The organism is Candidatus Neomarinimicrobiota bacterium (assembly GCA_030743815.1).
Taxonomy (GTDB): domain Bacteria; phylum Fidelibacterota; class Marinisomatia; order Marinisomatales; family S15-B10; genus UBA2146.
The window spans coordinates 1-15,117 of sequence record JASLRT010000010.1; the positions used below are offsets into that span (position 1 = coordinate 1).

The window sequence follows — 15,117 nt, forward strand, 5'->3', positions numbered from 1 at the left end:
GGCTTAACAGATCGTTATTTCCTTTCAAATCAGAAGGGTGATCTTTGAACCGGTCACCACGGAAATCGGCCTCTTCAAGCTGATAAGCCTGAAGCATGGTCCCCATGGCACCATCAATGAGAAGTATCCGTTCTTTCGCTATTTCCTGTATCGTTTTCATAACAAAAAAGCCCCGGTGCTTCTCGGGGCTCTCGACCTTTTTAGCACCTTTCTTTAGCGTCGCGGCAATAGGGCGCAAATTACGACTCAACAATTTTAAGAATAAGTTTGACTAACTGAAACACTTTTTTTGTTGTAAAACTTAGATACCACATTCAACCCCACCGATAGAAAATTGACATAATCCTTGGCAAGTTGCCGATTGTACTGTATCTTTATCCAAATAGGGTAGATCGACAAGGATCCCAGCAAGGTTTTTTTGACAAAATATCTAGATTTGCTACCGGAAAACGGTAAATAAGATAGACAAAGATTTTCTTATTCATCCTTCCTCGGTTCTCCCCTAGATAGTGGCTCCCTGAGAGGAGACTATAGTAATGGCAAGATACAGGCAAAATGTTTCCGTTGCGGATTCACGAATGTTTTGTATCCCATCGACCTAGCGTCAACAGATTAAAGCCTGAGGCTGTAACGCCATTAAGAGCGCTAATGGTCAAAGACTGAAGGTGGTACTTATAGATGGATAAAGAGATCTACGTGAGTGAGACAGCAAGCGAGAGAAGAATAGCTGTCACAGAAGACAATACCCTGGTTGAGTTATACATCGAGAAACCAAACGAGCAGGGAATGGTAGGCAATATCTACAAAGGACAGGTGGAAAATGTCATCCCGGGAATGCAGGCTGCTTTTGTAGATATCGGCTTTGACATAAATGCGTTCTTGCCGTTCTCTGAGATTAGCAATCCTGAATACCTCAAGGATGCATCTACGTCTGAGGAAGAAGATGAGGGCAAGAATAGAAAGCAGATTCCTCCAAAAGAGATCAACGTCGATCTGAAATCCGGGCAGGATATCCTCGTTCAGGTGATCAAGGAACCTTTTTCTGGCAAAGGTCCGAGAGTCACTACCAGCTTCGCGATTCCAGGTCACCTGGTTGTAATAGTTCCTAACGCCAGCTTTATAGGTATCTCAAAGAAAATTTGGGACAAATATGAGAAACGGCGTCTACGAAAAATCGTCAAGGGGATTGTTCCAAAAGGGATGGGAATCATTGTCCGCACCGAGGCGGAAGGGACCAGCGAAAAGCTGATAAAGAAGGAAGTCGATCAGCTGATAAAGAATTGGAACGCCATGGAGAACAAGGCCAACCACATGCAATCTCCATCGCTGGTTCATGAAGATGTTGAGACCGTATCGACAGTGATACGGGATATTCTCACTTCTGACTTGATTAAAATGCTATTTGACTCCCGCAAACTTTATCGCCGCTTCCAGAGCTATCTGCAGAACGTTTCGCCCGGTCTCGTTTCAAAGCTGGAACTCTATCGAGGACGCGTACCTCTATTCAGCAAGGCAGGTCTAGATGACCAGATCGAGAAGTCGACGAGGAGCCGTGTCTGGCTGAAGAGCGGCGCCTACCTTATAATCGAACACACGGAAGCTATGGTAGTGGCGGATGTCAACAGCGGCCGTTTTATCGGCAAGAGCAACCATGAAACAAATTCGCTGAAGATCAATCTCGAGGCGGCGCGCGGGATCGCACAACAGCTCAGGCTGCGGGATATCGGTGGTCTTATTGTCATCGATTTTATCGACATGCAAGAAGAGAAAAACAAGAAAAAGGTATATAACGAGCTGCGCAAAGAACTGCGCAAAGATCGTGCGAAGTTCGCTGTTTCGCCCATCAGTGATTTCGGGCTGCTGGAGATGACCCGCCAGCGTATCAGGCTTTCACTCCTTGATACCCTCAGCGATAAGTGTCCTACTTGCCGCGGCTCCGGTCGCATTGCATCCAAGGATGCTGTTATCACAAGAATCGACAACTGGTTGCGCAGTTTTCGCCAGAAGAATCGTGAACTGAGACTGCAACTGTATATCCACCCATCTTTGGCAGAATATCTTAAAGAATTGAGGAAAGACGTAATCCGAAAGTTCATGTGGCAGAACTTCGTTCATATCGATATCGAAGCGGATGAATCTCTACCACCAGATAGATTCCGCTTCTTCTCCAAGAAAAAAGGCGTCGAAATTACCGATCAAGTATAACTTGACAAATATAGTCATCTAAAGATAATTTCGTAGGCTTATTCATACTCGAGTTACGAAAACATGTACGCAATCGTTAACATAGCCGGGGAACAGTTCAAAGTCCGAAAGGGGGATGAACTGAGGGTTCCCCGTACAGCTCTGGATCCGGGCAAAAAAATTGTCTACGACGAAGTTCTTTTCGTCGACGACGGGAAAGAGATAAAGATCGGTACACCTTTTGTAAAGGGATTTTCCGTTCAAGCGACAGCAGTCGAGCACGGCCGGACAGGAAAGATTCCCGTTTTCAAGAAAAAACGCCGCAAGGGTTACAGAGTGAAGAACACACATCGACAAGAGTTCTCAATCGTACGCGTAGATGATATCAGGAAGAAAGCGGCATCAAAGGCGAAGCCGGCCGCGGCAAAGAAGAAATCAGCAGTCAAGAAAGAAAAAGCACCCGCAGGAGAGTAAAGAATGGCGCACAAGAAAGGCATGGGCAGCTCTAAGAATGGACGCGACAGCAATTCAAAACGTCTGGGTATCAAAGCGACCGACGGCCAGTTTGTGACAGCCGGTTCCATCATTATCCGACAGCGGGGGACAAGGATTCATCCAGGCATTAATGTCGGCATAGGCGGCGACGACACACTTTTTGCCAAAGCAGATGGCGTTGTTAAGTTCGGGCACAAAGGGAGAAACAAAAAAACAGTCAGTATTTTTGCATAAAGTCGTCAGTTAAGATTTAATCCCGCACCAGAGAGGAGCAGACCCTCCACCCACCCTCATGCTTCTCAAATAAATGGGCGGGATTTCTTTTTCAGCACAGATACCTCTTCTATATTGACCCTTATGGGGTTAAATTTAGTGTGAGTTGCTCCCAGAAGTGACCTATCTACTGTAACATATTGATAATCTAGATTGTTATGAATCTCAACAGAATAAATCTCATTTTAATGAAAGGAGACTGATTGTGGCTAGAAAAAAAATAGCACTCGTTGGTGGTGGTCAGATCGGCGGTATCCTCGCCCTCATTGCTACCCAGAAGGAGCTGGGCGATGTTGTGATTATAGACATCCCGGAAGTTGAGGGGACAGTTAAGGGGAAAGCCTTGGACATCATGCAAGCACGGCCCCACGATGGGTACGATGTAAACCTGGAAGGCACAAGCGACTATTCGAATCTCGAAGGAGCGGATGTCATTATTATCACAGCAGGTGTGCCGAGGAAGCCTGGCATGACACGGGAAGATCTGCTTGACGTTAACCTGAAAATCATTACCCGTGTCGCAAATAATGCAAAAAAGTACGCTCCTGATGCATTCGTCATCGTTGTGTCAAATCCGCTCGACGCTATCGTATACTCATTTTACAAAGTGAGCGGTTTCCCCAAGAACCGTGTGGTGGGGATGGCTGGCGCTCTTGATAATGCCCGCTTTCGTACCTTCATCGCCATGGAGACCGGGCTCTCCGTGCAGGATGTATCGTGCGTCGTCATGGGCGGTCACGGCCCCACGATGATACCTCTGACCCGTCTTGCCACTGTAGGTGGTGTCCCCCTTATAGACCTGCTCCCCCAGGAGAAGATTGATTCGATTGTTAAACGGGTCCAACAGGCGGGGACAGAACTGGTGAAGCTCTATGGCAACGGCAGCGCTTTCTTTAGTCCTTCGGCAGCCATTATGGAGATGACAGAAGCTTACCTGAGAGATAAAAAGCGTGTTATTCCATCTGCTGCCCTCTGTGAAGGAGAATACGGGATTGAAGGTTACTTCATTGGAGTCCCGGCGGTCATAGGAGCCGGCGGAATTGAGAAGATTCTGGAGGTCGACCTTTCTAAGGAAGAGAAACGGATGCTCGGGGAGACCATGGAAGTAGTCAAGAATACGGTGGCTGAAACAGGTCTGTAGTCTTCTACGACATTGGACAGTATAAGGTGCGATTATCTATCTTCCGCAATCTGCGATAGATCGGTCTCTTAGCACTTAAGTTATACCTTTATTAGCCACGGCTGTCTCACACCCTTCAGTTCTTTTGACTTTCCTTGCATTCCCTTAACTTTCCCGTTGAGGGAAAAACAGTCGTTCCCTAACAGTGAGAAAACTCTATGCGGGCAGAACAACTTTTTGATTTCCTCAGGGTCTAACAGATTGTGACCTCGCCAGTTAATGTATCGCGAAACAGTCAATACGGTCTTCAATCTCAAGCGTAAAATGACGAAACATCGGCACACCGATCCCTTGGAAGACAATAGTGATGACTCTATTGAAAGGATTCCTGCTGCCGGAGACGAACGGTATGAAAGTTCACAGGAAGTACAGGAAACTATCGTGAAAGCAGTTGGCTCTCTGCCGTAGCGTCAGCGGACAGTGCTCGTCCTTAAACATATGGAGAGCGTGAAGATAAAAGATATCGCAGCACTGGCTCGGCTGCACAGAGGGGACTGTCAAGAAGTACCTCTTTAGAGCGGTAGAGAAACTGCACAATGAACTGGGAGAGTATCATTATGCCTGAAAAACTGTCACTTTACTTGAGGGAACAGGCGGTGTTCTACATTTTGAACACACTTTCTCATAAGGAAGAGGACTCTATCAAGGGAGCTATGGCGGATTCTGCCGAGTTGCGCAGCTACGTGGAGGAAGTTCGGAAGACCGTGGATGCCGCCGATCTGATCCCTGGGAAGGAGCCATCAAAGTCGTTCCTCGAGGCACAGCGCCTGCTCCTCCGCGGCCAAATCGATGAGAGACTTGAGTAGTGGTTTACCGCGGTACCAGAGTGTTATTCCTCATCGCCATTCTCTTTCCCTTAAGTGGACAGGAAATCAGAAGGGAAGCGTTCAACCGATACGTGGCGACTTCCAGCTACACTTTTGATGCCGCTGGCCCCGGACAACTGATCATCGATAACGTGCGCGGCGACATTACTATCACGGGCACTTCAGCCATGAGGGCCGAGATTTCTGAAATCATCACCATCCGAACTAAGTCCGAAGAGCGGGCAAGGAAAATAGCAGACGATGTGAAAGCAACCGTAAGACAGACTTCGGGTGAGGGCGCGTCACTATCGATCAAGATTACAGGAAGGGACCGCCGAACCCGGTCACTCTCATTTGATTATGTTGCCACCCTCCCTGAAATCTTTTCTGTGCAGGCGAGAACGAGGAGCGGCGATATCACGGTGGAAAATTTACAGGGAGAGATAGACATTTCTACTTCTGGCGGAGATCTGGAACTGACCCATCTTTCCGGAAAGATTTTCGGCAAAACATCCGGCGGTGATATCGACTGTGAAGATTTAGGCGGAAGGATCGTCGTCGTCACGTCAGGCGGTTTTATCGATATGGCAGAAATTAGCGGTGAACTGAACGCTACCACATCGGGAGGTGACATATCTGTTGAGAATACTCAAGGCGCCGTTCTCGTCTCAACGTCCGGGGGCGACATCGATCTGGCCGATCTTGTAGGGCGGGAAATTTCCGCCACAACATCCGGCGGTGATATCACAGCGACCGATCTGACTGCCAACACGACGATCGACCTTCACACGTCCGGCGGCAATGTTGAAATGGAACAGATAGACGGCGACATAGAAGCGTCAACCTCCGGAGGCGACATCGATATGAAGGAGATAAGAGGCGCCGTGAAGGTCTGGACGTCAGGAGGATCGGTAAGGGCAGAGCGAATACTGGGAGCGCTCGATGCCAGAACATCCGCAGGCGATATTATTGTGAAAAAGGTGTGGGAGCGTGAATTGGACGATCACGAGATCGATCTGAAAACGTCGGCCGGGGAAATAGACTTGACTCTGCCACGAGACTTTTCCGCCTCCTTCTCACTACGTACAATTTCCCCAAGTGGTAAACCGGGCAACGCTATCGTGAGCGATTTCCCGCTTGAAATCACGGCATCCAAAAGTGTCGCCAGAGCCAGTGGCACAAACGGAAACGGAGCGTTTGATGTGCGGTTGGAGACGTCCGTTGGCGGTATCACCATTTCAAGGCAGGAGAACAGGTGAATAAGATCATCCGGTTTTTTTCTCTGACACTCCTGATCATATCGCGAACAGCGGGACAAGAGGTTGACACCACGTCAACTGACTCGGTGGCTATGGAGGCCATCGAACCGATTGACCAGTTCCACACAGCATCGGAGGAGACAAAATTCTTCGGTGACTACACTATCGGCCTGGGAGAGAAATCGTATGACAACATACGAATCTTTGCAGGAGATCTATTTGTTGCCGGCACCGTGGAGGGACAAATCGTCGTGGTGGGTGGTGATGTTATGTTGGAATCGACGGCAGTGGTCAACGGTAGAATTGTTACCATCGGAGGAACCATCCACAAAAAGGATGGTGCCGTTGTCACAGGGAAGGTGGTGGAGGCTAACATCAGGGAGGGGATCAATATTTCCGAGGAACCTCTGAAGGGAGACGAAAAATCCGACTATCATTTTGAGAAACATAGAGAACAATTCAGGCAGCACACCACTCTGATTCATCCTGATGTCAGCTGGTTCATCTACAACCGCAATGAGGGATTCCTGTTTACGCCCATTAACTGGCGCTGGGACGGTCGCGGACGGTCGTCATTCCGGTTGAGCATCTCTCTGGGGTACCGCTTTGGGCAACGCCAGCCGGCCGGCAGACTGACGCTCGACAAGGCTTTTCTCAAAGAGCGGAATTTCATCCTGTTCGCCAGCGCATTCAGAGAAAGCCGTACCGACGACAGTTTTCGTTTACCTTCAAGTGAAAACTCACTGGCTGCTTTATTTGCCCGTCAGGACTTCTACGACCGCTGGAACGAAGAAGGGTACGAGGCCGGCGCGGGGCTTGATCTCGGCTGGCTGCGCCTTAAGGGAGAATACCGTGCCGCGGAGGTTGACTCTATCTCAGTAAGCAAGCGACTGTGGAAAGTCTTCCATGAAGATCGTCCTTTCCGGCCTAATATGAGCATCCCCTCGGACTACATCAGCAGCTTTGCCGGAACTATCGCTGTAAGAAGTCGAGGCTTCGATGCTCTCTCCTCCGGGGCCGGTCTGCTGCTGACGGGTGAAAAGGTAGTTGACACCGACACCAGCGACGCATTCAGCCGCACAACGGCCATGTTGAGTGCCAATCTGGAGCTTGCCGGAGGCATTGTCATCCGCTCACGCTTTCTGGGAGGAACCGCGGCAGGGGAGCTGCCTGAATATCGCTACTTCGGCATCGGCGGACTGGGATCTGTGGCGGCTAATCCCTACAAAAGCCAGACCGGTGACAGGATGATTCAGATGAATGTAGAACTTGTCTTCCTGCCAGACTTTCTGGACGACGACTGGTTTATCGCCCTTTTCACTGATGTCGGTCACGCCTGGATGCACATAGATCATGGATTCACAGATTTCAATACTATAAGCGCAGATGCAGTTACCGCTATCGGTGTGGGAATCGGAGGCGAAGATATGGATTGGCGCTTCAATATCGCCCGGCCGCTGGATGGTAGGGATACGTGGCAGACAACCTTGCGGTTCAATATGAACTTCTGAGGGATTCGTGAGACAAGTAGTCTTGACGATTGCTCTCTTCATGTCGATGATTTCGGCGGAAGTGATCGAAGCACTCGATCTTGAGGGCGGTGAAGAACGAAGGAACGGTCTACGCTGTAGATGTGGACAGCGAGATGATAGGTTTTGTAAGCGACATGGCAATTGATGACCGAGGATATGACGCTGTACGGGCTGTGCTGGCTGAATACAATGATCCCTTGCTCCCAACTGGTGAAATCGACCTTATATTCACCTGCAACACCTACCATCATATGCAAAATCGGAGCATCTATTTTCACAACATCAGGAAGGCACTACGTAACGAGGGGAGAGTCGCCATCATAGATTTTGACAATAGAAACTGGCTCATAAAGCTGCTCGGTCACTGGACTCTAAGGGAGACTGTCATCGATGAACTGGAAGCGGCCGGTTTCGCCCTGCAGGCCGATCACGAATTCCTCGACAGGCAGTTCCTACTGATCTTCACTGAAAGTGAATAATCGAGCACAGGCGATGATGGGAATTATCTGTCGCCGGAATGGGGTGATCTGAGGTTTTCTGAGAGAAACTTCTCCAACTCTTCAACCATAAATTCACCGGTCACAAAATAGACGGAATCCTTATTACCACACACTATCAGTATATGGAAGGGTGTTCCCCATCCTCTTTTGTCATCAAGCAGTTTCCGCAGTCTGTAGTGGGTCGTCGTCTCACGCAATGCTTTCACTTTTGCGGGAATCTCTCCGTAGACGTACGGAATGGTCAAATGATGCTTCTTGACGAAACCATCTCGCCATTTGTCTTTCGGTGAATATTCAGCCACCATAGTCATCTCAAGACCCCGGTCATGCCACTCGCGGTAGATACTTTCTACATAAGGCGCTTCGTAGTGGCAATTCTTGCACCACGCCGCCATGAACGAGATGATCAGAACATCTGGGTATCCGCTCTTTTCGTACTTGTCTAGAACTCCTGTTTTCGCTCCCTGGGGCGTCGTAACTGGGAAATTGATCAGTTCTTTGATAGCCGGATGGGAGGAAATGCGGATACTGGAATATTCATGCTCATTTTGCACAACCGAGTCAGCCATCGATGACACCGTGAGCAACGCGGACAGCAGAACTAATTGAACCATGAACGAATCAGGAAGAAGGCACTTATTTCCCCTTTGGATGAAATAATCATGGCGGACATCGATACAAGCAGAACAAGCACGGCGAGCCTAAAGATCATATATCGTTTGGCGAGACGGTCAACAGCATCACCGACCTCGAGAGCTATCATCATTCTTTTGGATGTTCCTCTTGCGGCATGATAGAGTCCGATAGCAATGAGAGCCAACAAAATCTTGCCGTGCATCACAGGTACTCGAAGCCGGAAACTGTTTTCGATGAGCATCAGTATACCCAGCAGCGGTAGGAATGTGGAAGCGGGCATTTCCGTCCTGTCCGATAAGGCGCGGACGTTTCTCATTAGAGATACCCTCTCTTCGTTCGAACACATATTGAAACCTCTGAGGAATCTGAAATCGAGAGTAATAGCAAAAGCAACCCAGACAAGCATCAGAACAAAATGAAGAATTACATAAATGTCGTACATTACTCCTCCTCAAACCACTCTATGATTTTCCCAACATTATCAAATGAATTCACCAGCCAGGTGGGATTATGCTCCTCAATCTTCCTCTTCCACTCTGGTCTGCGGCAGACAATAAGCGAACTCACGCCGTTTTCATCTGCGATTCTGGCATCGTTGGGCGTATCCCCCACCAGAACCATCCTGTCATAGGTATAAGCCTGCGCCAGAGTGTCCCAGGCATGCTCACGCGCCACCCACAGCAAATCATCACGAGAAACCGCATCGTCCCCGAAGACGCCAAAAGCGAACTCCTTCCAGATGCCGAACCGCTTCAGCTTTACTTCTGCCGCCTCGCGAATATTCCCTGAAAGCAGACCGACACACCACCCGCGGGACTTACACGCTGTCACCAACGGCATGGCATCATCGTAGAGACGAGGCTTTTCGTACTCCGGATACTTCTTTCGCAGCCGCTGCAGATATTGATGGAGAATGTCATCTACTATTGCACTGATCTCCCCGTCAGTCCGTCCAAGTTTCGTAAGGGCGGTTCGTATAATGACAGGGTCCGTGAAGCCGGCCACGTCAGTTACCTGAAGTTCCGGAGATTGACCGACGACGTCAGTCACCACTTCGTCCATCAATTCTCTGGCGAGGGTACCGGGATCCAAAAGGGTGCCGTCAATATCAAAGAGGATGAGCCTGCTCTTTACCGATTCGTTCATCTGTTTTGAAACATGCGTCCAGATTATTTAAGGATCAGGGTACGGTGAGCACGCCCATGACTATTTCTTGAAACCCCTCAGCGAGTGAAACGAGAACTTTTTTCACGAGCAAAGTTTAGTGTCGGGGCAAACTGAAATCCAACGCAACTGTGTACTATACACGGATGACCCCACCGCTGCGCCCTGACTTAACGATTTCAACAATTGCATCCGCTACGGCGACCGGCGGCGTCCACTTGGAAAAGTCGGCCTCGGGCATTGCTTTCCGGTTTGCGGGTGTATCAATAATCATCGGCACAATAACGTTAGCCGTTATGCCGCTTTCCTTCCCCTCAAGGGCAATGGTCTTCGTCAGATTAACCACCGCCGCTTTGCTGACCGCGTAAGGCGCCGCCTGAGCCATACCGTTAAGAGCAACCGCCGAGCCAAAGTTTATGATGCAGCCAAACTGTTGCGCATTGAAGACGGGCAACGTCTTCCTGCAACAGTTGAGCATCGATATGAAGTTCAGATCAAACATTTTGGGCCAATCTTCAGATTCTGTCTCCTCAACCGATCCTCCCATGTTGAACCCTCCCACCACATTGATCCAAACGTGAAAAGAGTCAAGATGCCTGAGAACTTCCGAAACAAGAAAACCGACACTTGTCTGGTTCAGGATGTTCGCTGTGACTTCGAAGCGGTTACCGCCCAGGCTATGCCAATCCACTTCGACTCCCCTCGTAACACCTACTACCGCCCGGCATTTTTCACCCAGCACCTCCACAATGACTGAACCCGTAGCGCCGGACGCTCCCGTCACCACACAGATCATTTCATCCAGTTTCACGGAATCTCCCCTTTCATCCGCCTCAACTGTTCTCTCACGTGTGCCTGAAGTTCTTCCATGGACATATGCTGGTAGTCTTCATGGAGAATAAAGTCCCCCACATCGATACGTATGACTCCGGGCCTGAGCCGCCAATCAGTCTTGCGTTTGATCTCAAAGGCACCGTGAAAGACCATCGGTAAAATATCTGCTCCAGCTTCGCGAGCCAGATGAAAAGGACCCTTCTTGAACTCACGGATTCTGCCGGTCGTGGTGCGGGTCCCCTCCGGAGAAACGTAGACAGGAATACCTTTTTGTAGTGTCTCTTTCGCCATGTCGATGCTACGCATGGCCTCCTGCAGTTTTTTGCGCGGAATCGGAATTATTCCCCAGCGTTTCAACAGCGGGCCCCAGAGTGGAAGCTCGAACTGATAGGCGGCGCCGAGGGCAGTGACATAGCGATAGGCAACAGCTCCAAGGAGCAAGGCATCGAATATAGATTCGTGATTGAACATGACGACAAAAGCTTTATCGCGCCGCAGCTTCTCCTTGCCGTGCACTTTAACTACAACGCCTATTGAGAGCAGAATGAATCTCGCCATCAGGCGGACCATCCAATGGGTTCTCCTTGGCGAGAATAGAACGACTGTCGGAATCAGGATGAGCATGGCAACGGTAAAGGCGAGGAACCCCAGAGGATAGAGGAAGATGGAGGCAATGGTGTGTCCGATTCCCAACTCGCCACTGGCACTCTCGGGAGTCTTCTCCGAATGAATTTCTACGCGCTTTATTATTATGGCGGCGATACCGGCAAGAATGAGCGTTAGAGCTATAAGTAGATACAAGGCGTTCATAGTTTTAAAAGCTCCCGTTTTTCGATCTTTCGCACAAGACGGCTGAGGCGATTATTCAGTTCATCGATCTCCCGCATCCTATGCTCCGGGATGCGACCGAGACAGCTCTCAACGATCTTCTTGGCGCGTCGCATATCCTTAGTTTTGTGCTCATAGTATTTGGCGAGTTCCACATACGGAAGCAGATGGAAAGGGGCCGGTTCTTCAATCATCTCGAGCCACAACGCCTCCGCATCACGCCACCGCCCCTCCGATTTGTGAAGCATGGAAAGATGCGACGACACCTGAAGTTTCCCGCTGGAAGATAATACTCCTTCTCTTGCTCTCTTGAAGGATTCAACGGCTCTCCTCTTCTCTCCCAGCCTGTTCAGAATCTTTCCGCGCGAAAAATGAATCTGTGGCGTCTGCTCATCCTCTGACGCCTTAATCGCCTCCCACAGCCGAAACAGAATGGCCGCCAAGGATGCAATATCATCAGCGTTGTGCCGAAAAACTTTGTAGAGTGGATCAGGATTCCCCCGTCTGATGTAGTTGAAATAGGCATAGGGTACCTCTTCACCCGGTAGATCGTCATCACGACGGAAACCGAGTATCTTTCTCTCTAACGTCTGAAGCTTGCAGTCTTCCAGTGTAAGCCCCCACATCTGGCGGCTCGGGTGGAGTAGGTCCAGGTGATTCAGTACCGTAAAGGGACTTTGCTTCCGTTTAAGTATATAGCGCGTCTCCAGCAGTGGGATGTCAAAAGTCTTACCGTTAAAAGTTACGACAGTATCAAACGGCCGGACAAATTCTATCACTAGCTCCAGCATCCCTTCTTCCACGGCATGCGAGTCGGCAAAGAACTGCTCGATACGAAATTGATTGCGGTAGAAATAGCCGATACCGATCAGGAAGGGAATGGTGCCGCCGCCACCAGCCAGACCGGATGTTTCCGTATCGACAAAGATGGTCTTGCGCCAGTCGAAACGGGACGGCTGCGGGAATTTTCCCCAACGGGAAAGCCACCTGTCCGAAATCTCACTCAGTGAGAGTAGCGGCACATTGCCATGAGCAGAGTCTTTCGGATAGCGAACCTTAGCAATAAAGACATCGCCAAAATGTGTGTTGACATACTCTCCATTCACAAATTCATGCATTGCGCGCCTGGCGCGGGAGAAGGAATCGTCAGGATGAAGTTTATGATTTGTTCCCGGGCGGAGGTAGAGTCGAGTAAGCGTATCACGCAGAGACGGGCGGCGGGGCGATTTCTCTTGCGAGAGCTGCTGAAGTTTATCCTTCAACTGGTGCAATTTACGGCATCCCTCTCTCTTTCATCAGTTCAAACAGTTTATGATTCGCCCTCCGGAAAGCATAGTCGGCTGCCTCTCAATCCAGCAACGGTAATACGGAAAGACCGTCTCCACCTGAGTCTGCTACAGCATTACCTCAGAAATCTAGATTCTGTACGGATCCATTTCACCGCGCCACGAGAGAAGGCGGCTTAAAGCAACTTCGGTATCCTCCACACATCATCCAAATAGTTTCGAACAGCCTGTGATGTGACCCAGCCCCACCACCGCTTGTCTGTTTCAGCTCTCATCTTTTCCTGTGTCTAACTCCTCTTCACATGGTCGAGATGTATCATCAACCAACTCTTTGTATCTTACAATGATTGTTTTAACTCAGCCTCAACAGCTCCTTCGACAGGCTCCAGAGCACTCCTTCCAGAGACTCTCTGATCACTTCCTGTTCCTCATCTGAAAGCTGGTTTTCGATTCTTTCACTCAGCGCGGCGCTCCGCGACTCGAGTTGACTCAGCACTTCTTCTCCCGCATCAGTCAGAAACACTCGGTTCACTCTACGATCACTCTGGCTCCGCTTTCTCTTTAGAACTCCTCTCTTCTCGAGATTATCTATCAACCGCGTCACGGTACTGTTGTCGAGACCCAGCTTCTGCGCCAGCGTCGACATATCGATGCCGCCGTCGGGGATGGAAAGGAGGATGAAACACTGGGAGAGAGTCTGCCCTTCCTGACAGATCTGTTTTCTGTGAAGGGCGTTGAGGGTGAGGGTCAGTTCTGTAATGAGTTCGTCAAATTCCATGATTGTATTCTACAAGTAATATATAATCAGGAAGCTTCTCTCACAAGGCATCAATTACCGTTTTGAGCTTTTCAGTATGTTCCGGCGTCGAGCCGCAGCAACTGCCTACAATCTTAACACCGAGATGGAGGGCGCGGCGCATCTGATCAGCGAACTGTGCTACAGAATAGACCTCTTCCATGTGACCTTCCGGCGTCGGCATGGACTTACCGAGGTTGGGATACAGCCCCACCGGCAAAGAGGTGGAAGCGAGGAGATGGGTAACGGCATGGACGGACGACTCCAGATTGGAGCAATTCACGAGAACGGCCGACCCCCCCGATTGTTCGGCAAGGGCTACCCCATCCATCAGACTTTCACCGCCCAAGAGGCGCTTTTCATCGGCGAGGATATAGCTGATCCAGCACGGCTGTGTCACACGACGACACGCTCTTAGCGCGGCGCGGGATTCGTCGAGACGACCCATTGTCTCCAGAAGAATCAAATCGACGCCCGCATCAGAAAACCAGTCTGCCATCTGGGCGAATTCCCTCTCAGCCGTTTCATCACCGGGATAGAGCTCAGGTGAATAACAGTCTTCCAGCGGTGCGATGGAGCCTGCCACAAAGATGTCGCTCCCTGCCGCTTCCCGCGCCAGTCTTACTGCCCGGCCAGTCGCCTCCCTCGCCCGTTCTTCAGCTTCATCCTCATCATCGGTGACCTTCATGAATGTACACGGCGTCGTGCGGAAGGTATCGGTAATGATAAGCTCAGCGCCGGCCGTAACATATTGTTGATGGATTTCGCGCACGGCGGCCGGATTCTCCTCCAGCGCAGCCGCCGACCAGAGAGGAAGGGACGACTCTATGCCGCGCCGGATCAACTCCGTCCCCATGGCACCGTCTATCAGCAGCGGCGGACCGTCCGCGAGCCGCTCACTGAGAGTCACTTTTCCATCCCGTAGAGCCACACCATGAGGCGTGTAAAAACCCGCGGGAAGTGCCGCACCATGGCGTACATGAACTTCGTGTCCGCCGACATCAATATCAGGAAGCGGCCTCTCCTCATCCCCGCCACGAGCCTGTCCACCACCTTGTCGACCTCCATTATGTTGAACTTGTGAAACCAGTCGGCGTGACTTTCCAGGTGATCGTCCACCATGGGCGTATGTACTCCCGGCGGCGCCGCCACGGACACCTGAATGCCGTACTTTTTTACTTCGTGCCGCAGTGCGTCCGAAAAACCGGTGAGGGCAAACTTGCTGGCGCCATAGGAAACGTAGGTCGGCAATCCTTTGAGTCCGGACATGGAAGAGATGTTCAGAATATAGCCGCTCTCCCGACTCTTCATGTGCGGCAGAACATTCCTGACAAACTCCACGGC

Annotated in this window: 18 protein-coding genes and 1 riboswitch; of the genes, 9 read left to right on the top strand and 9 right to left on the bottom strand. The window is 50.3% G+C overall.

Annotated elements, in window-relative coordinates; translation table 11 throughout:
• Positions 1–179: 179 nt before the first annotated feature.
• Positions 180–256, bottom strand: a riboswitch (SAM riboswitch).
• A 422-nt stretch (positions 257–678) separates the two neighbouring features.
• The 9 genes from QF669_00870 (at position 679) to QF669_00910 (ending at position 8,208) form a co-directional block, all read left to right on the top strand.
• Complete coding sequence (locus QF669_00870; GenBank protein ID MDP6455996.1) at positions 679–2,205, top strand: Rne/Rng family ribonuclease; 1,527 nt, start codon at positions 679–681, stop codon at positions 2,203–2,205.
• A gap of 63 nt (positions 2,206–2,268) precedes the next feature.
• Positions 2,269–2,658, top strand: coding sequence for a 50S ribosomal protein L21 (rplU, locus tag QF669_00875; GenBank protein ID MDP6455997.1), 390 nt, complete (start codon positions 2,269–2,271; stop codon positions 2,656–2,658).
• A gap of 3 nt (positions 2,659–2,661) precedes the next feature.
• The gene (gene rpmA / locus QF669_00880) at positions 2,662–2,913 is read left to right on the top strand and encodes a 50S ribosomal protein L27 (protein MDP6455998.1); all 252 of its coding nucleotides are present in this window, start codon (positions 2,662–2,664) and stop codon (positions 2,911–2,913) included.
• A gap of 241 nt (positions 2,914–3,154) precedes the next feature.
• The gene (gene mdh / locus QF669_00885; protein MDP6455999.1) at positions 3,155–4,093 is read left to right on the top strand and encodes a malate dehydrogenase; all 939 of its coding nucleotides are present in this window, start codon (positions 3,155–3,157) and stop codon (positions 4,091–4,093) included.
• Between the two features lie 303 nt (positions 4,094–4,396).
• Positions 4,397–4,540, top strand: a complete 144-nt coding sequence (locus QF669_00890) for a hypothetical protein (GenBank protein ID MDP6456000.1) — start codon at positions 4,397–4,399, stop codon at positions 4,538–4,540.
• 149 nt (positions 4,541–4,689) lie between these two features.
• Complete coding sequence (locus tag QF669_00895) at positions 4,690–4,938, top strand: hypothetical protein (GenBank protein ID MDP6456001.1); 249 nt, start codon at positions 4,690–4,692, stop codon at positions 4,936–4,938.
• Positions 4,938–6,197 carry a DUF4097 family beta strand repeat-containing protein gene (locus tag QF669_00900; protein MDP6456002.1) on the top strand — a complete coding sequence of 420 codons (1,260 nt, stop codon included), beginning with the start codon at positions 4,938–4,940 and terminating at the stop codon, positions 6,195–6,197. Before QF669_00895 ends, QF669_00900 begins: the two co-directional genes overlap by 1 nt.
• The gene (locus QF669_00905; GenBank protein ID MDP6456003.1) at positions 6,194–7,708 is read left to right on the top strand and encodes a hypothetical protein; all 1,515 of its coding nucleotides are present in this window, start codon (positions 6,194–6,196) and stop codon (positions 7,706–7,708) included. The genes QF669_00900 and QF669_00905 overlap by 4 nt, the downstream gene beginning before the upstream one ends.
• A gap of 89 nt (positions 7,709–7,797) precedes the next feature.
• On the top strand, positions 7,798–8,208 hold the full coding sequence (locus tag QF669_00910) for a methyltransferase domain-containing protein (protein ID MDP6456004.1): 411 nt from the start codon (positions 7,798–7,800) through the stop codon (positions 8,206–8,208).
• Between the two features lie 23 nt (positions 8,209–8,231).
• On the opposite strand, the gene QF669_00915 is transcribed toward QF669_00910, so the two are convergent.
• The 9 genes from QF669_00915 to QF669_00955 all read right to left on the bottom strand — a co-directional run.
• Entirely contained in the window at positions 8,232–8,843 is a 612-nt protein-coding gene (locus tag QF669_00915; GenBank protein MDP6456005.1) for a redoxin domain-containing protein, read from the bottom strand.
• A complete protein-coding gene (locus tag QF669_00920) occupies positions 8,831–9,307 on the bottom strand; it encodes a hypothetical protein (protein ID MDP6456006.1) in 477 nt (158 codons plus the stop codon). Before QF669_00920 ends, QF669_00915 begins: the two co-directional genes overlap by 13 nt.
• Entirely contained in the window at positions 9,307–10,011 is a 705-nt protein-coding gene (locus tag QF669_00925) for a haloacid dehalogenase-like hydrolase (GenBank protein ID MDP6456007.1), read from the bottom strand. Before QF669_00925 ends, QF669_00920 begins: the two co-directional genes overlap by 1 nt.
• 154 nt (positions 10,012–10,165) lie before the next feature.
• The gene (locus QF669_00930) at positions 10,166–10,840 is read right to left on the bottom strand and encodes an SDR family NAD(P)-dependent oxidoreductase (GenBank protein ID MDP6456008.1); all 675 of its coding nucleotides are present in this window, start codon (positions 10,838–10,840) and stop codon (positions 10,166–10,168) included.
• Positions 10,837–11,673: a lysophospholipid acyltransferase family protein gene (locus tag QF669_00935; protein MDP6456009.1), complete on the bottom strand. Its 837-nt coding sequence runs from the start codon at positions 11,671–11,673 to the stop codon at positions 10,837–10,839. The genes QF669_00930 and QF669_00935 overlap by 4 nt, the downstream gene beginning before the upstream one ends.
• The gene (locus tag QF669_00940; protein MDP6456010.1) at positions 11,670–12,962 is read right to left on the bottom strand and encodes a ribonuclease H-like domain-containing protein; all 1,293 of its coding nucleotides are present in this window, start codon (positions 12,960–12,962) and stop codon (positions 11,670–11,672) included. Before QF669_00940 ends, QF669_00935 begins: the two co-directional genes overlap by 4 nt.
• Before the next feature lie 367 nt (positions 12,963–13,329).
• Positions 13,330–13,755 carry a MarR family transcriptional regulator gene (locus QF669_00945; GenBank protein MDP6456011.1) on the bottom strand — a complete coding sequence of 142 codons (426 nt, stop codon included), beginning with the start codon at positions 13,753–13,755 and terminating at the stop codon, positions 13,330–13,332.
• A 40-nt stretch (positions 13,756–13,795) separates the two neighbouring features.
• On the bottom strand, positions 13,796–14,683 hold the full coding sequence (locus QF669_00950; protein MDP6456012.1) for a homocysteine S-methyltransferase family protein: 888 nt from the start codon (positions 14,681–14,683) through the stop codon (positions 13,796–13,798).
• On the bottom strand, positions 14,680–15,117 hold a 438-nt coding region (locus tag QF669_00955), incomplete at its 5' end, for an SDR family NAD(P)-dependent oxidoreductase (protein MDP6456013.1). The genes QF669_00955 and QF669_00950, both read right to left, overlap by 4 nt.

Bases quoted from the DNA above. Each gene is read 5' to 3' on its own strand.
- QF669_00870 (MDP6455996.1), top strand. From the start codon at position 679: ATGGATAAAGAGATCTACGTGAGTGAGACAGCAAGCGAGAGAAGAATA.
- rplU (MDP6455997.1), top strand. From the start codon at position 2,269: ATGTACGCAATCGTTAACATAGCCGGGGAACAGTTCAAAGTCCGAAAG.
- rpmA (MDP6455998.1), top strand. From the start codon at position 2,662: ATGGCGCACAAGAAAGGCATGGGCAGCTCTAAGAATGGACGCGACAGC.
- QF669_00890 (MDP6456000.1), top strand. From the start codon at position 4,397: ATGACGAAACATCGGCACACCGATCCCTTGGAAGACAATAGTGATGAC.
- QF669_00895 (MDP6456001.1), top strand. From the start codon at position 4,690: ATGCCTGAAAAACTGTCACTTTACTTGAGGGAACAGGCGGTGTTCTAC.
- QF669_00915 (MDP6456005.1), bottom strand. From the start codon at position 8,843: ATGGTTCAATTAGTTCTGCTGTCCGCGTTGCTCACGGTGTCATCGATG.
- QF669_00920 (MDP6456006.1), bottom strand. From the start codon at position 9,307: ATGTACGACATTTATGTAATTCTTCATTTTGTTCTGATGCTTGTCTGG.
- QF669_00925 (MDP6456007.1), bottom strand. From the start codon at position 10,011: ATGAACGAATCGGTAAAGAGCAGGCTCATCCTCTTTGATATTGACGGC.
- QF669_00935 (MDP6456009.1), bottom strand. From the start codon at position 11,673: ATGAACGCCTTGTATCTACTTATAGCTCTAACGCTCATTCTTGCCGGT.
- QF669_00945 (MDP6456011.1), bottom strand. From the start codon at position 13,755: ATGGAATTTGACGAACTCATTACAGAACTGACCCTCACCCTCAACGCC.